This is a genomic window from Streptomyces sp. JLBJ103 (assembly GCF_058215575.1).
Window position 1 is genome coordinate 5,581,879 of record NZ_CM177089.1, and the last position, 22,300, is coordinate 5,604,178.

Annotated in this window: 20 protein-coding genes; 9 read left to right on the forward strand and 11 right to left on the reverse strand. The window is 71.6% G+C overall.

Annotated elements, in window-relative coordinates; genetic code table 11:
- Positions 1-205 precede the first annotated feature (205 nt).
- A complete protein-coding gene (locus AC4BEG_RS24690; protein ID WP_490701934.1) occupies positions 206-445 on the forward strand; it encodes a hypothetical protein in 240 nt (79 codons plus the stop codon).
- Positions 446-958: 513 nt separating this feature from the next.
- On the opposite strand, the gene AC4BEG_RS24695 is transcribed toward AC4BEG_RS24690, so the two are convergent.
- The gene (locus AC4BEG_RS24695; RefSeq protein ID WP_490701935.1) at positions 959-1,369 is read right to left on the reverse strand and encodes a DUF2000 family protein; all 411 of its coding nucleotides are present in this window, start codon (positions 1,367-1,369) and stop codon (positions 959-961) included.
- 191 nt (positions 1,370-1,560) lie between these two features.
- On the opposite strand from AC4BEG_RS24695, the gene AC4BEG_RS24700 reads away from it, so the two are divergent.
- From AC4BEG_RS24700 to AC4BEG_RS24710, 3 genes are all read left to right on the forward strand, one after another.
- Positions 1,561-2,352, forward strand: a complete 792-nt coding sequence (locus tag AC4BEG_RS24700) for an AraC family transcriptional regulator (RefSeq protein ID WP_490707175.1) — start codon at positions 1,561-1,563, stop codon at positions 2,350-2,352.
- A 282-nt stretch (positions 2,353-2,634) separates the two neighbouring features.
- Positions 2,635-4,827, forward strand: coding sequence for a bifunctional glycosyltransferase 87/phosphatase PAP2 family protein (locus AC4BEG_RS24705; RefSeq protein WP_490701936.1), 2,193 nt, complete (start codon positions 2,635-2,637; stop codon positions 4,825-4,827).
- Between the two features lie 96 nt (positions 4,828-4,923).
- On the forward strand, positions 4,924-5,589 hold the full coding sequence (locus AC4BEG_RS24710) for a superoxide dismutase family protein (protein WP_490701937.1): 666 nt from the start codon (positions 4,924-4,926) through the stop codon (positions 5,587-5,589).
- Between the two features lie 34 nt (positions 5,590-5,623).
- Here AC4BEG_RS24710 and AC4BEG_RS24715 read toward each other — a convergent pair whose 3' ends face one another.
- Positions 5,624-6,856, reverse strand: a complete 1,233-nt coding sequence (locus AC4BEG_RS24715; RefSeq protein ID WP_490701938.1) for a cytochrome P450 — start codon at positions 6,854-6,856, stop codon at positions 5,624-5,626.
- A 275-nt stretch (positions 6,857-7,131) separates the two neighbouring features.
- Here AC4BEG_RS24715 and AC4BEG_RS24720 point away from each other — a divergent pair, with 275 nt between their 5' ends.
- Together AC4BEG_RS24720 and AC4BEG_RS24725 are read left to right on the forward strand one after the other, a co-directional pair.
- A complete protein-coding gene (locus AC4BEG_RS24720; protein ID WP_490701939.1) occupies positions 7,132-8,301 on the forward strand; it encodes a steroid 3-ketoacyl-CoA thiolase in 1,170 nt (389 codons plus the stop codon).
- Positions 8,302-8,468: 167 nt separating this feature from the next.
- A complete protein-coding gene (locus AC4BEG_RS24725) occupies positions 8,469-9,092 on the forward strand; it encodes a hypothetical protein (RefSeq protein ID WP_490701940.1) in 624 nt (207 codons plus the stop codon).
- 68 nt (positions 9,093-9,160) lie between these two features.
- On the opposite strand, the gene AC4BEG_RS24730 is transcribed toward AC4BEG_RS24725, so the two are convergent.
- From AC4BEG_RS24730 to AC4BEG_RS24760, 7 genes are all read right to left on the reverse strand, one after another.
- Entirely contained in the window at positions 9,161-10,021 is an 861-nt protein-coding gene (locus AC4BEG_RS24730) for an ECF transporter S component (RefSeq protein ID WP_490701941.1), read from the reverse strand.
- Entirely contained in the window at positions 10,018-11,652 is a 1,635-nt protein-coding gene (locus AC4BEG_RS24735) for an ABC transporter ATP-binding protein (RefSeq protein WP_490701942.1), read from the reverse strand. The genes AC4BEG_RS24730 and AC4BEG_RS24735 overlap by 4 nt, the downstream gene beginning before the upstream one ends.
- A complete protein-coding gene (locus AC4BEG_RS24740; RefSeq protein WP_490701943.1) occupies positions 11,649-12,983 on the reverse strand; it encodes an energy-coupling factor transporter transmembrane component T in 1,335 nt (444 codons plus the stop codon). Before AC4BEG_RS24740 ends, AC4BEG_RS24735 begins: the two co-directional genes overlap by 4 nt.
- Positions 12,980-13,723 carry an SCO2322 family protein gene (locus tag AC4BEG_RS24745; RefSeq protein WP_490707176.1) on the reverse strand — a complete coding sequence of 248 codons (744 nt, stop codon included), beginning with the start codon at positions 13,721-13,723 and terminating at the stop codon, positions 12,980-12,982. Before AC4BEG_RS24745 ends, AC4BEG_RS24740 begins: the two co-directional genes overlap by 4 nt.
- Before the next feature lie 149 nt (positions 13,724-13,872).
- Positions 13,873-15,132 carry an SCO2321 family membrane protein gene (locus tag AC4BEG_RS24750; protein WP_490701944.1) on the reverse strand — a complete coding sequence of 420 codons (1,260 nt, stop codon included), beginning with the start codon at positions 15,130-15,132 and terminating at the stop codon, positions 13,873-13,875.
- A gap of 411 nt (positions 15,133-15,543) precedes the next feature.
- A complete protein-coding gene (locus AC4BEG_RS24755) occupies positions 15,544-16,596 on the reverse strand; it encodes a Strvi_7410 family MBL fold metallo-hydrolase (protein WP_490701945.1) in 1,053 nt (350 codons plus the stop codon).
- 115 nt (positions 16,597-16,711) lie between these two features.
- Entirely contained in the window at positions 16,712-16,996 is a 285-nt protein-coding gene (locus tag AC4BEG_RS24760) for a hypothetical protein (protein WP_490701946.1), read from the reverse strand.
- A 194-nt stretch (positions 16,997-17,190) separates the two neighbouring features.
- Between AC4BEG_RS24760 and AC4BEG_RS24765 the strand changes: the two genes are divergently transcribed.
- Positions 17,191-18,657 (forward strand): aldehyde dehydrogenase, encoded by a 1,467-nt coding sequence (locus AC4BEG_RS24765; protein ID WP_490701947.1) that lies wholly within the window; start codon positions 17,191-17,193, stop codon positions 18,655-18,657.
- Positions 18,657-18,890 (forward strand): ferredoxin, encoded by a 234-nt coding sequence (locus AC4BEG_RS24770; RefSeq protein ID WP_201877891.1) that lies wholly within the window; start codon positions 18,657-18,659, stop codon positions 18,888-18,890. Before AC4BEG_RS24765 ends, AC4BEG_RS24770 begins: the two co-directional genes overlap by 1 nt.
- A 59-nt stretch (positions 18,891-18,949) precedes the next feature.
- Here the strand turns inward: AC4BEG_RS24770 and AC4BEG_RS24775 are convergent, their stop codons facing one another.
- Positions 18,950-19,570: a response regulator transcription factor gene (locus tag AC4BEG_RS24775; protein WP_490701948.1), complete on the reverse strand. Its 621-nt coding sequence runs from the start codon at positions 19,568-19,570 to the stop codon at positions 18,950-18,952.
- Positions 19,571-19,827: 257 nt separating this feature from the next.
- Positions 19,828-20,442 carry a TetR family transcriptional regulator gene (locus tag AC4BEG_RS24780; protein ID WP_201877893.1) on the reverse strand — a complete coding sequence of 205 codons (615 nt, stop codon included), beginning with the start codon at positions 20,440-20,442 and terminating at the stop codon, positions 19,828-19,830.
- A 494-nt stretch (positions 20,443-20,936) separates the two neighbouring features.
- On the opposite strand from AC4BEG_RS24780, the gene AC4BEG_RS24785 reads away from it, so the two are divergent.
- Positions 20,937-22,277 carry a glycosyltransferase family 4 protein gene (locus AC4BEG_RS24785; protein ID WP_490701949.1) on the forward strand — a complete coding sequence of 447 codons (1,341 nt, stop codon included), beginning with the start codon at positions 20,937-20,939 and terminating at the stop codon, positions 22,275-22,277.
- The last annotated feature ends 23 nt before the right edge of the window (positions 22,278-22,300 follow it).

Here is a 22,300-nt window from a genome sequence, read left to right on the forward strand (position 1 = left end):
CCTACCACCTGTCCCGCGTGCCGCGTCCTGCCGCCTGGCAACAATCGGCCTTCAAATGCGATGTGTGCCGCAGCATGTTGCGGCAACAGGCGCATTGGCGCGCGGTCGGCGACGGTTCGAAGGCGACAGACTGTGTAGTCATGCTCCAGCGCCACCACGCCGGACCGCTGCATCGGGGGGACGCATGAAGTCCTCAGTGGGGCGTGTGAAGCACGCCATCGGTCACACCGTGCGCGACAAGGACAACGGGCGCCTCGGAAAGCTGATGGACGTGATGGACTACGTGGACGGCAGCCAACCGGGACATCTCCCGAAGGTGGCGGTTCGGCTGGCGTTCCTGAGGCCATTGAGCGGCGGGAAGGAATGGGTCACTCATCCCGACAACGTGATCTCGCCGATGGGGCCCTGGGACGGGCCACCGAAGCCCTGCGAGGACGCCGAATGACCCGCTTCACACTCGGCCTCCGGTGGTTTGCCGAAGCGTCAGTCCATCTCGGGGTCTACATCGCCTGCGCGCTGATCATCACTCTCGCCTGGACCGGGAAGCTGGACTAGGTGGGGAAGCCGCAGATATCAAGACCAGGAGCCGTCCCAGTTGATCCGGGCTGGTTCCCCGGGACCATCGGAGACGACCTGATGACCGTCCACAAGATCAACACTCATCCGGTAGCGGCTCGCTGCGGAGCGGCCATCCCCGACACCGGCCACAGGGAGGTCTACCGCTGGCAGCGGACAGTGAACTGCGTCGACTGCCTGGCTGCTGACTGAACCACCGCACGGTCACCTGATCGGAGCGGACGGCCCCGCCCACGCGCACCCCCCGTAGCGCAGGGCGGGGCCTTCTCTTGTCTGTGCCCGCCGACCAACAGAGGGCGCCGTGGACGAAGGAGCACCGGGTTCATGTGCGTACTTTGGCAGCTTCATTGATCTTGACTACGCTCATGAGCCACCCTGCCACTCAGCCGTGCAGCTTCAGCCCCTTGGTCACCTTGTCCACCGCGTTGCGCGGTCCGTACACCGCGAGGCCCACCAGGCGGAGGTCGTCGGCCGCGACCGCTCGGACCGTGGCGCGGTTGTCGTCCTCGTTGTCGGTGGTGAACAGCTCCTCGGTGTAGAGGGCGGTGGTCAGTTGGCGGGAGAGGGCGCGGGTGTGGGTGCGGGTGAGGGCGGGGGAGTCGGCGGCATAGACGACGACGGGCTCGCGGAACATCGGGAGGTAGGTGTTGCCCGAGGCGTCCTCGTACGCCTTGCCGACCATCTCGTCCGTGGCGTGGGCGAGCCCGCTGGAGAGGAAGGCGGTCACATTCAGCTTCTGCCAGTCGGCCAGATCGTCCCGGACGATGACCGCGATCTTGGTGTCGAAACGCATGGGAGGACCCTCCCCCGCGGCCCACGGCACGGTCTTGAACGCTGGTGCGGGGGCGCGGGGCAGGCCCGTTGCACAACAGACGCGGGGCGGCGCCGTTGCACAATGGAGCGGTGAACCCAGGTGGCGAGCGAGACAAGGGCCCCGGCGACTGGGCCCGCTACTGGCGCGACCCCGACCGGCCCGTCGAAGCCATGCACGCGCACTTCTTCAGCCATCGTTTCCATCCGCACAGCCATGACGCGTACTCCTTCGGCGTGACCGAGATCGGCGCCCAGCGCTTCCGCTGCCGGGGTGCGCTGCGCACCAGCGGGGCGGGGCTGGTGATGGGCTTCAACCCGGACGATCCGCATGACGGGGAGGCCGCCGGGGAACTCGGCTACAAGTACCGGATTGTGCATATTGGTCCGGATGTAGTGAGAGATGTTCTGTCCGATGTGGGGAAGGTCGACCACAGCCGGGTGGCGCTGCCGCTCTTCGCCGAGCCCGTCCTGTCCGATCCGGTCCTCGGCCACGCCCTCCTGCGGCTGCACACCGCCCTCGTCGGCGGCGCGGGTCCGCTGGTGCGCGACGAGCGGTTGACGGCCGCCGTCGGCGCGATGGTGCGGCGCACCGCCACCCGGCCGGTACGCGCCCGTACGCTCCCGGCCGGCGGCGCACAGGCGCGGGCCGCGCGGCGCGCCCGGGTGGTGCTGGAGGAGGAGTACGCGCTGGAGATCCCGGCCGCCCGGCTCGCGGAGGCGGCCGGATGCAGCCGGTTCGCGCTCTACCGGGCCTTCCGCGCCGAATACGGCATGGCCCCCAGCGACTTCCAGCGTCAGTTGCGACTGCGCCGCGCCCGTGGGCTGCTGATGGCGGGGCGCAGCGCGGCGCAGGCCGCGGCCGAGGCGGGGTTCGCCGACCAGAGCCACTTCCACCGCTGGTTCGTGCGCTGCTTCGGGGTCACTCCGGGGGCGTTCCAGCGGGCTGTGGGCCCTGCTTCTTGACCGGGTGTCAGCCCGACTCCCGGCACCGATCCCGACGCCGATCCCGAGTCCCATCCCGGCACCCATCCCGGGTCCGATTCGCGGTGGAACCCGCCCCCCTGATGAAATTGACCCGGACCGTGCGGACTCACCTCCGAGCGGACGCAATCCGTCAAAGCCTGAAATCTTCGGGACAACCGGGAGCGACAGTCAGGTGAAGCGGGGATGTTCCGCGTCTGAGGAGTTGGCTCAGTAGGGTCGTATCCGGACCGATACAGAGGGCGAGTGGGGGAGCGGCAGGGCGTGGCGAACGTTGAGCGGAGCGGTCTGGAGACAGCCCCCGGCTCGGGGCCGGGGCCCGGCGCCGTCGGGGCGCGGACGTCGCGGACCCGAATGGTTTTGGGAGCCCTGTGGCTACTGGCCTTCGTGCTGGCAGCCCGTCAGGCCGCGGCGGTGCTGCGGCTGCCACCGGACGAGCGGCTGACCGACCTCGAGACATGGATCGGCGACGAGGGCGTTCTGCATGTGAGCGGATCGCTCTATGACGGGGACGCCTTCACCGGCACCCCGTTCTCCGGGCTGGTGCTCAAGCCGCTGACCCGCGCCGCCGAGCAGAGCCTCGGGGTCGCCTGGACGTTCGGCACGCTGCTGCTGGTCGTGGTCCTCGGTCTGGTGGCCGCCCGCGCCCTCCCCGGTCCGGTCTCCCGGCGCACCTCGCTGCTCGCCGCGCCGCTCGGCATCTGCCTGTTGGTGCTCTCGCTCCCGGTGCGCAACACCTTCACCCTCGGCCAGACCAGCATCATCCCGGTGCTGCTCGTCGTCCTCACCGTGCTGCCCAGGACCTCCGGACGGCAGGCGGGTGTGCTCATCGGGGTGGCCGCGGCGCTCCAGCCCGCGCTGCTGCTGTTCGCCGTCGTGATGTGGCTCGTCGGACGGCGCCGCGCGGCCGCGCTCGCGGGCGTGACGTTCGCCGTCTGCACCGCGCTGGCCTGCGCCCTGATGCCGCGTGACTCTTGGACGTACTGGGTGCACCACATCGGCGGCGCCGGACTCGGCGCACCCGCCGACAGTCTGGCCAACCAGTCCCTGCACGGGCTGCTGCTGCGCATCGGCTTCGAGGGCCCGGCCGAACTGGCGCTGCTCGCGCTGCTGGCCGTGACGGTGGCGGTGGTCGGTCTGCGGCGCGCGGTGCGCTACGCCAAGGACGGCCAGCTGCTGCTGGCCACCGCCATCACCGGCTGTGTGGCGCTGGCGGTCTCACCCACCTCCTGGCAGTACCAGCAGATGTGGATCCTGCTGGCCGTGGTCGGCCGGGTCGGCAAGCGCGCCTCGGACCGGCTGGTGTGGCCGGTGCTGGTGGTGCTGGTGATGTCGCTCGACCGTACCGCGCTGCTGCCCGACATCGATGTCCTCGGCCATATCGGCTACAACGCACCGCTGCTGGCCGCGCTCGCCGCGGCCTGTGTGGTGCCGTTCCTCTCCCGGACCTCGCCGCGGTGGGACAGCCCGGTCCCCACCCCGGTGGCGGAGCCCGCGCAGAGCCGCTTCTCCTGGGTGCCGCTGCTGCGCTTCCTGCGCCGCCCGCTGTCCCGCCCCAATCTGATGCTGGAGCTGATGCTGATCCGCGTCGGCTACTTCGCGTACTCATGGATCCGCGCCCACGCGCCCGATGAGCGCAGTGTGGCCGAGGGTCACGGACACCAGGTCCTCAAGGTCGAGGGTTGGTTGCACATCGACATCGAGCACTGGTTCAACGCGATCGTGGCGGACACGCCGTGGCTGACGGACAGCATGAACTGGTACTACAGCACCTTCCACTTCCTGATCCCGCTGTCGCTGCTGGGCTGGCTGTATGTGTGCCGTCCGGCCACCTACCGGTGGGCCCGTACCCCGCTGGCCATCGCCACGATGCTCGCGCTGGTCGGCTTCTGGCTCTATCCGCTCGCCCCGCCGCGGCTGATGGGCCTGGGCTATGTGGACACCGCGCACGGTCCGCAGGATCTGGAGAACCCGGACTTCGGCGCGCTGACCAAGCTGTCCAACCAGTACGCGGCCATGCCGTCGCTGCATGTGGGGTGGTCGCTGTGGTGCGGTGTGGTGATCGCGATTGTGGCGCCGTACGTCTGGGCGAAGGTGCTCGGGGTGCTGTACCCGCTGCTGACCACCGCCGTGATCGTCGGCACCGCGAACCACTACGTGCTGGACGCGGTCGGCGGCGCGGTCATCGTGTCGGCCGGCTTCGGGCTCCAGTACCTGCTGCTCGGGGTGGGCAAGCGCCCGCACGAGGAGGCGCCGCCGCTGTCGGTGACGATGGGCGCCGCGGTCGCCCGAGCCCGTGGGCTGCTACCGGGGCCGGTGCGGCAGCGCGGCGGACGGCACGACGATGCCGAGCCGGTCGAGGAGGCCCAGTCCGCCGCGGACGAGTCCCCCAAGGCCGCGGACGAGTCCCCCAAGGGGGGGAATCCTCGCGTTGAGCGGCATGACCAGCGGGTCTAGCGTGGTGAAGGGGGCGGAAAGGCGCGACATCGCGTCGAACGGGGGGATCCGGGAATCGAGACGGGGAGCGGGGGCCCGACCGAGGAGGGATCAAGGATGTTGCTGGTGAGAGCAGTAACCGCGGCGGTCGCCATGGGTGCCTCGATGGCCATCGCGACACCCGCGGTCGCCGCGCCGCCACACCCCTTCGTCTTCGTCCACGACAAGTTCCAGCCTGCGGCACAGGCGGAGAACGCCGGTGCGGTGACCTACGACACGTCGTTGGTGCCGACGTCCGCGAGTGTGTTCATCGCGGAGGCGCGGGTGGGCGGCAAGGGCATGGAGCACCACGAGGGTGCGGAGGGTCACGACAACGGCCACGACAACGGCCACGACCACGGCTACGGCCACCACATGATGCACAACGGAACGTTTGTGTTCATCAGCCTGCGTGGTCTCGCACCCGACCACCGCTTCGGGATCCATGTCCATACGAAGCCGTGTGGCACCAAGCCCGACACGTCGGGGCCGCACTACCAGAACAAGCAGGACCCCACGCAGCCCTCGACCAATCCCACGTACGCCAATCCGCGCAACGAGGTGTGGCTCGACCTCACCACCAACAGCGTCGGCAAGGGCTGGGCCAAGTCGTGGGTGAAGTGGCACTTCAGGTCCGGCGAGGCGCGCTCCGTGGTGATCCACGAGCATGCCACCAATACGCACCAAGGGAAGGCCGGGATGGCCGGGGACCGGGTGGCCTGTGTGAACGTCCCGTTCAAGTGACCCCCGGCGCCACCCCCTGGGTGCAGGCCCACCGTTATGCGTAGGCGACCCGCAGCTCCTTGATCCCGTTGAGCCAGGCCGATCGCAACCGCCGTGGATCGCCGGTGAGCCGGATACCGGGGACGGCGTCCGCGATCGCGTTGAAGATCAGCCGGATCTCCAGCTCGGCGAGGCTCCTGCCGAGGCAGAAGTGCGGTCCGCCGCCGCCGAAGCCGAGATGGGGATTGGGGTCGCGGGTGATGTCGAAGACCTCGGGGCGGTCGAACACCTCCGGGTCGTTGTTGGCGGAGGAGTAGAACACACCGACCCGCTGCCCGGCCCGGATCCGCTCACCCCCGAGCTCGGTGTCCCGGGTCGCGGTGCGCTGGAAGGACATCACGGGGGTGGCCCAGCGGACGATCTCGTCCGCGGCGGTGGCCGGGCGTTCGCGTTTGAACAGCTCCCACTGGTCGGGGTGGGTGAGGAAGGCGTGCATCCCGTGGCTGATGGCGTTGCGCGTCGTCTCGTTCCCGGCCACCGCGAGCAGCAGTACGAAGAAGCCGAACTCATCGGACTGGAGATTGCCCTCGTCCTCGGCCGCCACCAGCGTGCTGACGATGTCCTGGGCGGGGCACGCCTTGCGGTCGACGGCCAGGTTCATCGCGTAGGAGATCAGCTCCATGGCCGACTCGGCGCCGATCTCCTCGGTGATGGCGAGCTCCGGATCGTCGTACGCCACCATCTTGTTGGACCAGTCGAAGATCTTGGAGCGGTCCCGCTGGGGGACGCCGATCAGCTCGGCGATGGCCTGGAGCGGCAGTTCACAGGCGATGTCGGTGACGAAGTCCCCGGTGCCGTTCGTCTTCGCCTCCGCCACGATGCGGACGGCGCGGTCGCGCAGGGCGTCCTCCAGCGCGCGGATGGCGCGCGGGGTGAAACCGCGCTGGACGATCTGGCGGACCCGGGTGTGCTCGGGCGGATCCATATTGAGCATGATCATCTTCTGGACGTCGATCTGCTCACGCTGGATGTGCTCGTTGAAGCGGATGATGGCGGTGTTGCGGTGTGAGGAGAAGATTTCCGGCCGGGTCGACACCACCTTCACATCGGCATGGCGGGTGACGGCCCAATACCCGTCGTCCTGGAAACCTGCGATGCCGTGCGGCTGTGCGTTCCACCAGACCGGGGCGGTCCGGCGCAGCAGGGCGAGCTCCGGCAGCGGTACCCGATGCTGGTGGAGGTCGGGGTCGGTGAGATCGAAGCCCTCGGGGAGCGCTGGACACGACATCGGCCACTCCAGATTCCGGACCTAGCTGGATCTGACGGTCTATCAGAATGTCCCGCAACGTAGTAACGGGTTCTACAAGTGGCAAGAGATATGGCGGCCATTGTTGGGCCGAACGGCGCGACTCGGGCGCTGCACAACCCTTGCGCCGCCGGGGCGGGCGTCAGCAGACTGATAACACAACTAGAACACGTACTAGTTGTATGGGCCGTACGTACGCTACGGCCGCGGGCGCCGCCGGGAGCCCCGCGGAGGCGAGGACGAGGAGAGGACGAGACATGGCCGCGGAACCCGTCATCGTCGAAGCCGTACGCACGCCCATCGGCAAGCGTGGGGGTGCGCTCGCCAATCTCCACCCCGCCTATCTGCTCGGCGAAACCTACCGTGAACTCCTCGCCCGCACCGGTATCCAGCCGGACTGTGTCGAGCAGATCGTCGGCGGCACGGTGACCCACGCGGGGGAGCAGTCGATGAACCCCGCCCGCACCGCCTGGCTGGCGATGGGTCTGCCGTACGAGACCGCGGCGACCACGGTGGACTGTCAGTGCGGCTCCTCGCAGCAGGCGAACCACATGGTGGCCAACATGGTTGCCACCGGGGTCATCGACATCGGCATCGGCTGCGGGGTCGAGGCCATGTCGCGGGTGCCGCTGGGCAGCGGCTCCAAGCACGGTCCCGGCAAACCGTTCCCGGACGAGTGGAACGTCGATCTGCCCAACCAGTTCGAGGCGGCCGAGCGGATCGCCCGCAACCGCGGTCTGACCCGGGAGAAGGTGGACGCGCTCGGCCTTCTCTCACAGGAGCGGGCGGGCCGGGCCTGGGCCGAGGAGCGCTTCAAACACGAGACGTTCGCCGTGCAGGTGCCCACCACCGAGGAGGAGCAGGCCGCCGGACAGGGCATGTGGCGGCTGGTCGACCGGGACGAGGGGCTGCGCGACACCAGCATGGAGGCGCTGTCCCGGCTGAAGCCCGTCATGCCGACCGCCGTGCACACCGCGGGCAACTCCTCGCAGATCTCCGATGGCGCGTGTGCGGTGATGTGGGCCTCCAAGCGGATGGCGCGTGCCCTCAAGCTCAAGCCGCGCGCCCGGATCGTGGCCCAGACGCTGGTCGGTGCGAATCCGCACTACCACCTCGACGGTCCGATCGATGCCACCCGGGCGGTGCTGGGCAAGGCCGGGATGTCGCTCAAGGACATCGATGTGGTGGAGATCAACGAGGCGTTCGCCTCCGTGGTGCTGTCCTGGGCCCAGGTCTTCGAACAGGGCCTGGAGAAGGTGAACGTCAACGGCGGCGCGATCGCGCTGGGCCACCCGGTGGGCGCCACCGGCGCCCGGCTGATCACCACGGCTCTGCATGAACTCGAGCGCGCCGACCGGGAGTTCGCGCTGATCACGATGTGTGCGGGGGGCGGCCTTGCGACCGGGACCATCATCCAGCGGCTGTGAGGTAACGGTCTTCTTCGGTCCGTCGCATCCCGTCGTCCGCTCCGTCCGTACTCCAGTTGTTCTCGACCTTCGGTTTGCTGTGATGGGCCCGCCTCGACGGCCCGTCCGATCGCGATGGCGATCGGACGGGCCGTTTCTGCGGACCGAGTCGAAGGGAAATGACACAGATGTCTGCTCGCCGCACGCTCTCCGGTACGTTCCTGGGGCTGGGAGCCCTGCTCCTGGCCTCGGCCGCCGTCGCCCCCGCCGCCCATGCCGCGCCGGTGCCGGTGACGGCCCTCAACTGCGATGGCGACACCTACACCTGTACGGCCAATCTACGGTTCGGCGACGGGCGGTGGGTCGCCCAGTGGTCCGCGAACATCTTCCACCAGGCGCGGTCGGCGTCGGCCAGATCGGCGAAGGCGGTGAAGACCGAGCGGGCGGTGCAGGCCCCCGTGCCGGTCACCAGCCTGAACTGTGACGGTGACACCGGGAAGTGCACGGCCGGTCTTGAGTTCGGTGACGGCCGGTGGGTGGCGCAGTGGTCCGCCAGGATCTTCCACCAGGCGATGGCGAACGCGGCCACGACGTCCGCCAAGTCCGCCGCGCCCACCCAGTCCGCCACACCGGCCAAGTCCGCTACGCCCACCCAGTCCGCCGCGTTCACCAAGTCCGCCGAGGCGGTCCGGGCTCCGGTGCCGGTGACCAGCCTGAACTGCGATGGCGACACCGGGAAGTGCACGGCCGGCCTTCAGTTCGGTGACGGCCACTGGGTGGCCGAGTGGTCCGCGAGGATCTTCCACCAGTAGTCGCGGCACGGATGATCCAGCGGGCGGGCCCGGTGCGTACGACCGGGCCCGCCCGCCCCGTCCCGGCGTCAGCGCTCCTCGAACACGGCCGTCGCGTCGAAGGCCGCCCGGCGGGTGGCCCGGCGCAGCGCCTTCAGGACGGTGCCGCCGAGCACCAGGGTCAGCACCACCGTCACCACGGCGCGCGGCAGATCCCAGCCGAGCGAGGTGGCCAGGCAGTACGCCACGAAGCGGGCCAGGTTCTCGCCGACCGGATCCCCCGGCACATAGCTGATCCCCGAGCCCATGCCCTGCATCAACGTCCAGCCCTGGAGGTTCATCACCGTGCCGTAGGCCACGGATGCCACCGCCCCGTACGCCGCGAGAAGCAGCAACTCACCGCGTCCGCGCAGCCGGGACGGGCCGGGCAACAGCCCCGCGCCCATCGACACCCATCCCATCGCCAGCATCTGGAACGGCATCCACGGTCCGACCCCGCCGGTCAGCAGCGCGGACGCGAACATCGACACGGCGCCCAGCACAAACCCGAAACCGGGCCCCAGCACCCGGCCCGACAGCACCATCAGGAAGAACATCGGCTCGATACCGGCGGTGCCCGCGCCCAGCGGACGCAGGGCCGCACCGGCCGCCGCCAGCACCCCGATCATCGCGATGGCCTTCGCGTCCAGTCCGGTGTCGGCGATGGTCGCCACCACCACGGCCAGCAGCAGCGGCAGCAGTGCGGCGAACAGCCAGGGCGCGTCGGCGGCGTGGGTGGTGACACCGGAGTCGCCCGGTGCGAACAGTGGCCATCCGAAGGCCACCGCCCCGACCGTGGACACCAGCGCCAGCGCGGCCACCGACCGTGGCCCCAGCCGCACCGGTCGCACCGGTCGCACCCGACGCACCCGTCGCCCTGTCGTGGTGTCCACACCGTCCACCGCGCTCATGGCGCCGTCTCCAGCGCCTCGCGCACCTGCGGTACGGTCAGCCACGGCAGCGGCGCCAGGATCTTCGCCACCTGCGGTGCGAAGGCGGGCGAGGAGACCACCACTTCCGCCATCGGTCCGTCCGCCACCACCTCACCCTCGGCCAGGATCACCACCCGGTGGGCGAGTTCGGCCGCCAGCTCCACATCGTGGGTGGCCAGCACGGTGGCATGGCCGTCCGCCGCCAGCTCCCGCACCACCTCCACCAGCCGTGCCTTCGCCGCGTAGTCCAGTCCGCGGGTCGGCTCGTCGAGCAGCAGCAGCGGGGGACGGGCGGTCAGTACGACCGACAGGGCGAGCGCGAGGCGCTGGCCCTCCGACAGATCGCGCGGATGGGTGGTGTCCGCCACGTCCGGCAGCAGCCGCGCAACCAGCGCCCGGCAGGTGCCCGGAGCCGCGTCCGCGTCCCGGTCGGCCGCGGCGCACTCGGCGGCCACCGTGTCCGCGTAGAGCAGATCGCGCGGTTCCTGCGGTACGAGGCCGACGTGGCGCAGGAGTTCGGCGGGCCGGGTGCGGTGCGGGACCACCCCGGCGTGCCCCTCGCCACCCCCTACCCGTACCGATCCGGAGGCGGGCTGGTACATCCCGACCAGGCTCGCCAGCAGGGTGGACTTGCCCGCGCCATTGCGCCCCATCAGCGCCACCGTCTCACCGGGCCGCACCGACAGACCGACCCCGCGCAGCGCCTCGACCCGCCCGTGGCGTACCGCCAGCCGGGACACCTCGGCCACCGGCGGGCCCGGCGCGGGGTCGGCCACCGCGCGCGGGGCGGCGTCCGCGAGCCGCTCCCGCAGCGGCCCGGCCTTCCGGCGCGCGTCGCGCACCGACAGCGGGACCGGTGACGACCATCCGGCGAGGCCGCCGAGCGCCACCACGGGCGGCTGGACGGGCGAGACGGGCATGATCTCGGCCGGTTCGCCGACCAGTGGCGCGGCGTCGGGGGAGGGCAGCAGGATCACCTGGTCCGCGTACTGCACCACCCGCTCAAGGCGGTGTTCGGCCATCAGCACGGTGGTGCCGAGGTCGTGCACCAGCCGTTGCAGTACGGCCAGCACCTCTTCGGCGGCGGCCGGGTCCAGCGCGGAGGTGGGCTCGTCCAGGACCAGCACCCGGGGATGGGTGGTGAGCACCGAACCGATGGCGACACGCTGCCGCTGGCCGCCGGAGAGAGCGGCGATGGGACGGTCGCGCAGTTCGGCCAGGCCGAGCAGATCGAGGGTTTCCTCGACCCGGCGGCGCATGGTGTCCGGCGGAACGCCCAGCGACTCCATGCCGTAGGCGAGTTCGTCCTCGACGGTGTCGGTGACGAAGTGGGCCAGCGGATCCTGCCCCACGGTGCCCACCACATCGGCCAGTTCCCGTGGTTTGTGGGTGCGGGTGTCCCGGCCCGCGACGGTGACCCGTCCGCGCAGGGTGCCGCCGGTGAAGTGCGGCACCAGTCCGGAGACGGCGCCCAGCAGGGTGGACTTGCCCGATCCGGACGGGCCGACCAGCAGACACAACTCGCCCTCGGGGACGGTCAGATCCACCTCGCGCAGCGCGGGCCGGGCCGCGCCCTCGTAGCTGACGGACACCTGCTCGAAGCGGATCACTGGGTGGCCTCCTCGGAATCTGCGTCGGGTCGCCCGTCGGGCCGGGTGTCGGACCGGGCGTCGGGTCGCCCGTCGGGCCGGGCGTCGTGGGTGTACCGCGCCGTGGCCGGGTGGTCCGCGCGCGGGCCGGGCACCCCGCCCGGAGGCTCCGGGCGCCGCGTCGGCCGCGTCGATGCGGCCGGTTCGGGTGCCGATCGCGGGGGCGCCGGGGCGGCGAACGCCGGGAGCAGCCCGAGCAACACCCCCGCCGCGGGCCACAGCGGCAGGGTCGGCGCGGTGAGCGGGACGGCGGGTGGTTGCAGGGCCTGCGGTGCGTACGAGGCCGCCCAGATCATCACCGCCGCGACCGCCGCGCCCGAGCCCGACACCAGCCACGCCCGTACGCCCCATCGGTCCGGCCGGTAGCGGGTGCGCACCGAGCGGCGGCCGCCCAGCCACAGTCCGCCGAGCGCGGCGGCCAGCCCGGCGAGCAGCAACGGCAGCCCGTAGTCCGCGCCTTCGGCCGCCAGCAGCCCGTACGTTCCGCACGCCACACCCAGCAGTCCGCCCAGGGTCAGGGCCGCGGTGACACGGCGTACGGCCGGTGGCACCTGCGCGGTACGGCCGTAGCCGCGCGCGTCCATCGCCGCCGCCAGCGCCACCGACCGCTCCAGCGCGCCTTCCAGCACCGGAAGTCCGACCTGGAGCAGGGCACGGATCCCGCGGTCGGGACGGCCGCGCAACCGGCGGGCGGCGCGCAGCCGCTGGACGTCGGACACCAGTTGCGGCGCGAAGGTCATCGCCACCACGATCGCCACTCCGGCCTCGTAGAGCGCGCCGGGCAGGGACTTGAGCAGCCGGGCCGGACTGGCCAGCGCGTTCGCCGCGCCGACGCAGATGAGCAGGGTGGCCAGCTTGAGTCCGTCGTACAGCGCGAACACCAGTCCCTCGGCGGTGACCCGGCCCCCGATCCGCACCCCCTGCGCCCAGTCGGGGAGCGGCACTTCGGGGAGGGTGAACAGCACCCGGGTGCCGGGGATCGGCGAGCCCAGGAACACCGCGAAGAACAGCCGGATCGCCAGCACCAGCAATCCCAGCTTCAGAAACGCGGTGTACGAGCGGGCCCACGGCGCGTCGGTGCGGCGCGCCGCGACCACATAGCCCGCGACCGCGATCAGCAGTCCGAGCAGCAGCGGATTGGTGGTGCGGGACGCGGCCGTGGCCAGCCCCAGCGCCCACAGCCACCAGGCGCCCGCGTGCAGCGCGCCACCGCGGACGGCGGCGGGCGCGCGCAGGGGCGCGATCAGGCGGGCGCCCGGACCGCTGGTCGTGCGCGCGGGTGTGGTGCTCATACGCGGCGGCGTCGCGCCTGCCATACGGCCGCGGCCCCGAGGACAACAACGGCGGCGGCACCGCCGATCAGCCCGGCCGACGGACCGCCGTCGCTCGTACCGCCGTCGCCACTCTTCTTGTCGCCATCGCGTCCGGCGCCGGTGTCCGTGCCACTCGTGCCGATCTTCTCGCCGCAGCCCGAGGACGGGTATCCGGCGATGGCACACAGCAGCGCGGCGGAGTTGTAGCGCAGCGGTTTGGCGACGGCAGCCAGTACCTCCCCGGCGGTGGCCCGCTCATCGACCCGGGCGCAGTGGGTACGGGCCTGCTTCGGCGGGGTGTCACCGCGGGGCGCGTCCGCGGCCGTGCCGAAGTCGATGATCACCGCGATCCGCTTGCTGCCGTCCTTGGCGGGGGTGTCCGCGCAGACCGTGTCGAAGTCGGCGTCGCCGCGCGGCTGGACGGCGTTCCGGGAGTCCTCGCTGACGGCGAAGCGGAAGCCGATCGTCTCGCCGTCCCCGGGCCGTGCCACCGAGGGGCCCTGGGTGGCGTACGTCCAGCTCTTCGCGTCCGCCTCGCGCTCCCAGAACGACCAGTACCGATAGCCCGACCCGGCCTGCGCCGGAGCCGCCCCGACCGCCGCCACCAGCAGCCCGGTCAGCACGGCCACCACGGCAGACGCCCGGCGCGCGGCGAACGACCGGGCAGTCACCCGGGTGTGGCGGGCGCGCCCGTCGCGAGGCCCGGTGGGGCGGGACATGTCGCGTACGGCATGGGGGAGGGCGCCTGCCGTGTCCCGCGCGCCGGACAGCCGCGCGTCACGGGCGGCCTCGACCCGGTCGGCGGGCCGCCGGACGGGCCGGGCGGCCCGGCCACGGAAGGGCGGGGCGGCGGAGGGCGCTATCCGCATCAGACCCGCTGCTTCTTCCGGCCGCTGAGCAGGAAGCCGACGCCCATACCGGCCACCGCGCAGATGCCCACGATCCACCAGACGCTGTTGTTGCTGTCGTCCTCGCTCTTGGTGGACGCCTCCGGGCCCGACGCGGCCTCCGGCTTCGGGCCCGTGGCGTTGAGCTGCTGGACCAGATCGGCGCCGCCGAAGTCGCGCGGGTCGCCACCGGCGGCGTGGGCCGCCAGCACCAGCTTGGCCAGCGCGCCCGGGTCGCCCTTGGCCCAGGTCACCGCGCCGCCCTTCTTGCTCTGGAGCCAGGTCAGCGGCTTGGCCGCGGCCGCGCGGTGTCCGCCCGCGGAGAGCGCCACAACGGCGTCGGCGGTACCGCCGAAGTCGGGCTGGTCCTTGGCACCGGGCATGGCGGACAGCAGGTGGTCGCCGTGTCCGGCCATGGCCTTCGAGAGATACCCGGCGGCGCCCTCGGCGGCCTGCTCAGGGGTGGTGTCCTCCGCGCCGCCCCCGCAGGCGAGCGGCTTGGGCTTGGTGCCGTCGCCCTTCTTGCCCGCGGTGTCCGGGACGAAGCCGCTGCCCCGTACGGCCAGTGCGGCGCTCGCCGTGGCCAGGTCGTTGGCGGCCGGACCGCCCTTGTCCTTCTGGTACGCGAATGCCCCGCGCTCGTCCGCCTTGGCGTCACAGCCCAACTGGAGGCCGAGCAGCGCGTCGTAGGGAGTCTTGCCGCTCTCGGCGGAGGTGACCTCGGCGGGATCCACGCTGGTGGCGGCGAAGGCGCCGATCGCGGCGGAGGTGGAGTTGGCGTCGCTGGGGCCGCCGGGGTTCATGCCCCAGCCGCCGTCCTCGTTCTGGTTCCGCTTCAGCCAGCCGATGCCCTTCTCGACGGCCTTCGCCCGCCCGCCCACCGCGGCCAGCGCCTGCACGGCGGCGGCGGTGGCATCGCTGAACTCGCCCTTCTTCGGGTCGCACGCCTTCGAGGTGTCGGCCCGGTACGCGGCGAAGCCGCCGTCCGCGCACTGCTGTCCGGCCAGCCAGTCGACCGCCGACTTCGCCGGGGTGACGTCCACCGCGTCCTGCGCGAGCAGCGCGAGCGACTGCCGCCACACCCCGTCGAACTTGGGGTCCTTGGTGCCGTAGAGCCCCTTCGGCAGCGCCGAGCCGGCCGCCTTCGGGGAGGGCTTGCCGTCGGCGAGGGCGGCGGGGGCGGCGGCCGCGCACAGGGCGGCGGAGACGGCCAGAGCCGCGACGCTGCGGCGTACGATCATGGCTGTGGTGCCTCTCGGTGAGTGTCGCTGCGACGGGCGACGTGGGGGACGACGGGCATACGCGCGCCGCGCACGGCGGACCCGTCACGCGCGGACACTCCGCGACGCGCCGGCACCGGGCTCAGCTCCGCATACCTCGACGGTGCCGCCGCCGGTGGCCCGGCGGCGGGAGCCTGCGGTGCGTCCGGCCAGGCACTCCGGCTGGGCACGGCGTGCGCACCAGGCGGCGCCGTACGGTCACGGTTGCGGGTCAGCGCCGGATTCCCACCGGCTTCCCCCGAGCGGACGCGGATGAAGTTTTCCCGCATACCTTATCCGCCCGGTCGGCCCCCGATTCCCCGGGCTGTCCGGAATCCGCAACTCCGGTGCGATCCGTCCGGGGTGGGCGCCCGTCTCCCGAGCGGTGGGGGCTCAGACGGCCCGGTAGGTGACCGGGTAGGTGCCGGGCACGGCTTCGGCCCGGCCCCGGGTGACCAGGTGGCGGAGGTGGGCCTCGGTCTCGGAGACGGCGATGTTCCGGGAGGTGTAGGGGATCTCGGCCCAGGGGCGGTTCCACTCCATGGCCCCGGCGAGCTGCCACGCGGTGAGCGGTGTGGTGAGCAGGGCGAGGAGGCCGGTGAGGCGCTGTTCGTGGTGGTGGAGCAGAGCGCGTACGCGGGCCGGGGCGCCGGTGAAGGGGTGCTGGTGGGCGGGGAGCACCTCGGCCGGGTCGAGGGCGGCGACGCGTTCGAGGGAGGTGAGGTAGTCGCCGAGGGGATCGGTGACGGTGCTGTCGTCGAAGTCCCCGTACAGGCCGATGTGCGGGCTGATCCCGGGCAGCAGATGGTCGCCGGAGAACAGCCGTCCGTGGCCGGTGGCGGCCGCCGGGTGCCGCTCCTCCAGGTGCAGACAGATATGGCCGGGGGTGTGGCCCGGGGTCCAGACGGTGCGCAGCCGGCGGCCGGGCAGGTCCAGGAGGGCGCCCGGGGTGATCTCGCGGTCGGGGAGGGCAGCCCGCGCCCCGGGGAAGGTGCCGGTGTGGTCGCGGGCGGTGCGCAGCGGGGCGAGCTGCTCCTCGGGCGCTCCGGCCGCGGCCAGCCGCTCGGCGAGGTAGTCGAACCAGTGGGCGGGTTCGGCCGCACGGGTGCGGCGCACCACCGTGGCGTCGGCGGGGTGCATGGCGATCCAGGCGCCGGACGCTTCGCGCACCCGGGCGGAGAGCCCGTGGTGGTCGGGGTGGTGATGGGTGATGAGGACACCGTGGAGCTCGGTGACGGAGGTGCCGCACGCGGTCAGCCCGGCGGTGAGGGTGTCCCAGGAGTCGGGGTCGTCCCAGCCGGTGTCGATGAGGACCGGGCCGCGGTCGGTGTCCAGAAGGTGGACCAGGGTGTGGCCGAGGGGGTTGTCGGGGATGGGCACCGGGATGCTCCAGACCCCGCCGCCGTGGTCGGTCACGCGCGCCGCTCCGGTCGTCCGCGCCGTCATCCGCGTCCCCCTGTCATCGGCCATTGCCCACTGCAACGAGAACTGGTTTCAGTTTTGGTGCCCGAACTGAGTTTCCCAGCAACCCCGTTGGGAGGCCACATGTCGGCCGGTGGCGTCAGGCGCGTTCCCGCTCGTTCGTCTCCTCGACGGCTGCGGCCCGGCCGCGACGGCGGCCCAGCAAGGTGCATCCCGCAGCCACCAGGCCGATGGCGATGACCTTGGAGGCCCCGTAGTAGCCGGTCACCTCCTCCGGTGCGCCGGGCAGCCGGAAAAAGGCCCACGCTGCCGCGAGAGCCCCGAAGGCGATCACCGCGACAGCCCCCCACGTCCCGAGATCCGCCCACCAAGGCTCCGGGGCGTAACCCCGCTCGTCGGTCTGGTCAAGGTCCTTGTCGACCACGGTCTGTTCTCCGGGGCGTGTGGTGGCGGTCGCGGGGGAAGACGCGAGTCCGGCGCGGAAGGTTCACCGCCGGCGCAAATCACCTGGTAGGCGCCTACTGGGGCCCATGGCTGGATTAGTTCAACGAGAGCTGGTATCAGTTCTGATGCATCGTCAGATCTGGTTTCGGATCCGTCCCGCGGGAGGCATCAGCGATGGGCGACCTCATCGAGCACGGACAGCTCTTCATCGGCGGGGCGTCGGTCGATCCGGCGGGCACCGAGACCATCGAGGTCGTCTCGCCGCACACCGAACGGGTCATCGGACGGGTGCCGCACGCCGTGCGGGCGGATGTGGACCGGGCGGTGGCGGCGGCGCGTACGGCGTTCGACGAGGGGCCGTGGCCCCGGATGAGCCTGGACGAACGGATCGCCGTGGTCACCCGGATCAAGGACGCCATCGCGGTGCGCCATGAGGAGCTGGCGCGCGTCATCAGCGCCCAGAACGGCTCCCCGTACTCCTGGAGCGTGCTGGCCCAGGCGCTCGGCGCGATGATGGTGTGGGACTCCGCGATCACCGTGGCGCGCGGCGCCGTTCAGGAGGAGCGGCGGGACGGCTGTCTCGGGCCGCTGCTGGTGCGCCGTGAGCCGGTCGGGGTGGTGGCGGCCGTGGTGCCGTGGAACGTCCCGCAGTTCGTGGCGGCGGCCAAGCTGGGCCCGGCGCTGCTCGCGGGGTGCACGGTGATCCTCAAGCCCTCGCCGGAAACGCCGCTGGACTCCTATCTCCTGGCGGAGATCCTGACCGAGGCGGGGGTGCCCGAGGGGGTGGTCTCCATCCTCCCGGCGGACCGCGAGGTCAGTGAGTACCTGGTCGGGCATCCAGGTGTGGACAAGGTGTCGTTCACCGGATCGGTGGCGGCGGGCAAGCGGGTGATGGAGGTCGCCTCGCGCCATCTGACCCGGGTGACACTGGAGTTGGGCGGCAAGTCGGCGGCGGTGATCCTGCCGGACGCCGATCTGGACGCGGCGGTCGCCGGGATCGTCCCCAGCGCCTGGATGAACAACGGCCAGGCGTGTGTGGCCCAGACCCGGATCCTCGCCCCGCGCAGCCGCTACGACGAGATCGCCGAACGCCTCACCGCCGCCGCCTCCGCCCTGGTCGTCGGCGACCCCCTGGACCCCGCCACCCAGGTCGGCCCGCTGGTCACCCGGCGGCAGCGGCAGCGGTCGCTGGACTACATCACGCTCGGCCAGCGCGAGGGCGCCAAGGTGCTCACCGGCGGCGGGCGTCCGGAGGGCCGGGACACCGGCTGGTACGTGGAACCGACGCTCTTCGGCGACGTCGCCAACACCATGCGGATCGCCCGCGAGGAGATCTTCGGCCCGGTGATCTGTCTGCTGCCGTACGGGGACGAGGAGGAGGCGGCTCGGATCGCCGACGACTCCGACTACGGCCTGTCGGGCAGTGTGTGGACGGCGGACACCGCCCACGGCGTTGCCTTCGCGCGCCGGATCCGCACCGGCACGTACTCCGTCAACACCTTCAGCCTCGACATGCTGGGCCCCTTCGGCGGCTACAAGAACTCCGGTCTGGGGCGGGAGTTCGGGCCCGAGGGGTACGCCGCCTACCTGGAGCACAAGATGATCCACCTGCCGCAGGGGTGGGACGGGGAGACGGCCTGATGGGTGACCGCTGGCAGATCGAGGTGGACCGCGGCGTCTGCATCGGTTCCGGGCTGTGTGCGAGCACCGCGCCCGACGGCTTCCGGCTGGACACGGCGCGGCAGTCGCATCCGGTGGCGGAGGAGGCCGACGCGTCCGAGGCGGTGCTCGCGGCGGCCGAGGGCTGCCCGGTCGAGGCGATCGCCATCCGGCTGCGCGATGGGGGTGAACCGGTCTTTCCCCCCGAGGAGTAAGGGGTAAGGGGCCCTCGGGCCGGATCCGGCGGGGATCCGGCCCGGTGGTGCGGCCGAGGTCAGACCCAGCCCTCGGCGTGCGAGATGCGGATGGCGTCAACGCGGTTGCGTGCCCCGGTCTTCCGGGTGATCGCGGCCAGGTAGTTGCGGATCGTCCCGTTGGACAGATGGAGGGTCCGGGCGATCTCGGCGATCGAGGCGCCGTCGGCGGCGAGCGAGAGCACCCCCAGTTCGCGCTGGGTCAGCGGGATCTCGGCCGCCTGGAGAAAGCCGTAGCCGAGCGAGTCGTCGACGAACCGCTCCTTCCTGGCGACATGCCGGATGCCGTCCAGCAGCCGCTGCGGCGGGGCGTTCTTGTCGATGTAGCCGAGCGCCTGCGCCTCATGGGCGCGTCGCAGCGGTCCCGGGCGCCCCGCGCTGGCCAGGACCAGTAGTCCGCAGTCACCGTGCTCGCCGGAGGCGGCGCTCACGATCTTCTTCAACTCCCCTTTGCGGCAGGGCCCGTCGGAGTCGGCGCAGTCGGTGTCCACCACACAGACGTGGGGCTGTAACGAGCGTGCTCTGCTACGCGCGTCACGCCAGGAGGACGCGGTCACGTCGATGTCCGGTTCGGCCCGTATCAGGGCCGCCAGCGCGGATCGAAGCAGGCAGGACTCATGCACCAGAAGTACCTGGATCACGGACTTCTCCACCCCCAGTGAAGTTTGCTTTGATTGCACGCCGTTGTCGCTCTGTCGCGCGCCGTTCATGAATACCGGGATTGTCTGGGTCGTGAACGCAGGTTTTGCGCCAACGGGGAGCGCACGGGCGCATAAACAGCCGCCCCGTTGCTTGCGAGGGGCGTGAGGGGAGCAATGTGCGCCCCTGGCGCGCGGTGGCGAATGCCGAACGAGGGTGTGCGGAGGCGCCCTGGGAGCACTCTGTGGAGTCGCGAGGGTCAGTGCGAGGGGGTGGGCGCCGTGAGGTCGATCAGACGGCACACCGTCTCGATATCGATCTTGACCTGGGCGATCGAGGCACGCCCCGAGAGCCAGGTGATCAGCGCCGAGTGCCAGGTGTGCTCGATGACGCGGACGGCCGAGAGCTGCTCGGGCGTCGGCGGCCCCTCCAGCCCCATCGCATCGAGGATGATCGCGGTGGTGAGCCGGGAGACCGTGTCCACCTCCGGGCTCACCGACCGGTCGGCGAAGGTGAGCGCCCGGACCATGGCGTCCGCCAGATGGGGTTCGCGCTGGAGGGCCCGGAAGGCGCGCATCAGGGTCTGGGCCACCCGGGCGGCCGGGTCCTCGTCCGTCGGCGGGCGCTTGCGCAGCGCCTCGTGCATGTGCTGGAGCTGGTCCTGCATGGTCGCGACCAGCAGATGGACCTTGGAGGGGAAGTAGCGGTAGAGGGTGCCGAGCGCCACGCTGGAGTTCTCGGCCACCTCGCGCATCTGGACCGCGTCGAAGCCGCCGCGGCTGGCCAACCGGGCGCTGGCGTGCAGGATGCGGCGGCGGCGCGCCTCCTGCCGCTCGGTCAGCTGCAAGGGGGCCGGCTTGACTTCTGCGGTCATATGTCCCACTTCGGGTGTGTTGCGTCTGCGGGTCGTGGCCAGGTGGACGTGTGCATGATGGCAGGCCCGGCCCGGGGGTGCGAGCCGCCGGAACCATCAGTGAAACTCGTTCTAGGTTAGCGCGGTGAGCGCCCACCGCACCGGTGTCTGCGCAGTTGAGGCAGGTTGCTGCCGCCGGGCGCGGCCCGGTGCCGGCCGCCCGGTGCGCGCGCCGCGTCCAGTCCCGGCGGGATGGCTTGTGCGGCCGGTCGCCACTCGCGGACCGCTCCTCAAGGGTGGGGGGTTTATGCTGCTCAGGCCGATATCGCCCGGCTCGCCGCACGGGTGGCCCGTACCCTCGGTTACCGAGTGGTAGGAATCACCTGTTCCGGCTCTGGCGGAGCCGCCGGAGCCAGGTATCTTCGAGACTCCTCGGGCTATCCGATAGTGAAACTTGTTCTAGATAATCGGAAGCGGCTACGCTCCGGCTGAACTGCACCTAGGAGGGGGCGCGAGTGACCGCAGAGGCCGCGCAGGAGATCGGGCCCGACCCGCTTCGAGCGGATCCCCCCGCCGCCACCGACCGGCCGCTGCGCATCGCGCTGCTCAGCTACAAGGGGAACCCCTTCTGCGGTGGCCAGGGCGTCTATGTCCGCCATCTCTCACGGGAGTTGGCCCGGCTCGGCCACACCGTCGAGGTCATCGGCGCCCAGCCGTACCCGGTGGTGGACACCCACGAGGGTGTGACCCTCACCGAACTGCCGAGCCTGGACCTCTACCGCCAGCCCGATCCGTTCCGCACCCCACGGCTCGCCGAGTACCGGGACTGGATCGACGCACTGGAGGTCTCCACCATGTGGACCGGCGGCTTCCCCGAGCCGCTCACCTTCAGCCTGCGCGCCCGCCGCCATCTGGCCGCCCGCCGCGGCCACTTCGACGTCGTCCACGACAACCAGACCCTCGGCTACGGGCTGCTGGCGCTGGAGCGGATCGGCTTCCCCCTGGTGACCACCATCCACCACCCCATCACCGTGGACCGTCGGCTCGAACTGGACGCCGCCGAGGACTGGAAGCGCCGTGCCTCGGTGCACCGCTGGTACGGCTTCACCCGGATGCAGAAGCGGGTGGCCCGGCGACTGCCCTCGGTGCTCACCGTCTCCGGCTCCTCCCGCCGCGAGATCGTCGACGACCTCGGGGTGAATCCGCGCCGGGTCCATGTGGTGCACATCGGCGCGGACACCGGGCTGTTCTCGCCCGACCCGTCCGTCCCGGAGATCCCCGGGCGCATCGTCACCACCTCCAGCGCGGACGTTCCGCTCAAGGGGCTGGTGTATCTCGTCGAGGCCCTCGCCAAGGCCCGCACCGAGCACCCCGAAGCCCATCTGGTCGTCGTCGGCAAACGCCCCGAGCAGGGCCCGGTGGCCACCGCCATCGCCCGCTACGGACTCGAGGGCGCCGTCGAGTTCGTCAAGGGCATCAGCGACGCCGAACTGGTGGACCTGGTGCGCGGCGCCCAGATCGCCTGTGTGCCCTCGCTCTACGAGGGGTTCTCGCTGCCCGCCGCCGAGGCCATGGCCACCGGCACCCCGCTGGTGGCCACCACCGGTGGTGCGATACCCGAGGTCGCGGGCCCCGACGGGGAGACCTGCCTCGCGGTACCGCCCGGTGACGCGGGGGCGCTCGCCGCCTCCCTGGTCCGGCTGCTGGGCGACGCCGACCTCAGACGCCGTCTCGGCGCGACCGGACGTGAGCGGGTGCTGCGGCGGTTCACCTGGGAACAGGCCGCCCGTGGCACCGTCGAGCACTACCGCGCGGCCATCGGCGCGCGCGTCCCCGCCGCGCGCGCCCGGCGCTGACCGCCTGAAGCCCCCCGCTGACC

Bases quoted from the DNA above. Each gene is read 5' to 3' on its own strand.
- AC4BEG_RS24695 (WP_490701935.1), bottom strand. From the start codon at position 1,369: ATGCGTTTCGACACCAAGATCGCGGTCATCGTCCGGGACGATCTGGCC.
- AC4BEG_RS24700 (WP_490707175.1), top strand. From the start codon at position 1,561: ATGCACGCGCACTTCTTCAGCCATCGTTTCCATCCGCACAGCCATGAC.
- AC4BEG_RS24710 (WP_490701937.1), top strand. From the start codon at position 4,924: ATGTTGCTGGTGAGAGCAGTAACCGCGGCGGTCGCCATGGGTGCCTCG.
- AC4BEG_RS24715 (WP_490701938.1), bottom strand. From the start codon at position 6,856: ATGTCGTGTCCAGCGCTCCCCGAGGGCTTCGATCTCACCGACCCCGAC.
- AC4BEG_RS24720 (WP_490701939.1), top strand. From the start codon at position 7,132: ATGGCCGCGGAACCCGTCATCGTCGAAGCCGTACGCACGCCCATCGGC.
- AC4BEG_RS24725 (WP_490701940.1), top strand. From the start codon at position 8,469: ATGTCTGCTCGCCGCACGCTCTCCGGTACGTTCCTGGGGCTGGGAGCC.
- AC4BEG_RS24730 (WP_490701941.1), bottom strand. From the start codon at position 10,021: ATGAGCGCGGTGGACGGTGTGGACACCACGACAGGGCGACGGGTGCGT.
- AC4BEG_RS24740 (WP_490701943.1), bottom strand. From the start codon at position 12,983: ATGAGCACCACACCCGCGCGCACGACCAGCGGTCCGGGCGCCCGCCTG.
- AC4BEG_RS24745 (WP_490707176.1), bottom strand. From the start codon at position 13,723: ATGTCCCGCCCCACCGGGCCTCGCGACGGGCGCGCCCGCCACACCCGG.
- AC4BEG_RS24750 (WP_490701944.1), bottom strand. From the start codon at position 15,132: ATGATCGTACGCCGCAGCGTCGCGGCTCTGGCCGTCTCCGCCGCCCTG.
- AC4BEG_RS24755 (WP_490701945.1), bottom strand. From the start codon at position 16,596: ATGACGGCGCGGACGACCGGAGCGGCGCGCGTGACCGACCACGGCGGC.
- AC4BEG_RS24765 (WP_490701947.1), top strand. From the start codon at position 17,191: ATGGGCGACCTCATCGAGCACGGACAGCTCTTCATCGGCGGGGCGTCG.
- AC4BEG_RS24770 (WP_201877891.1), top strand. From the start codon at position 18,657: ATGGGTGACCGCTGGCAGATCGAGGTGGACCGCGGCGTCTGCATCGGT.
- AC4BEG_RS24780 (WP_201877893.1), bottom strand. From the start codon at position 20,442: ATGACCGCAGAAGTCAAGCCGGCCCCCTTGCAGCTGACCGAGCGGCAG.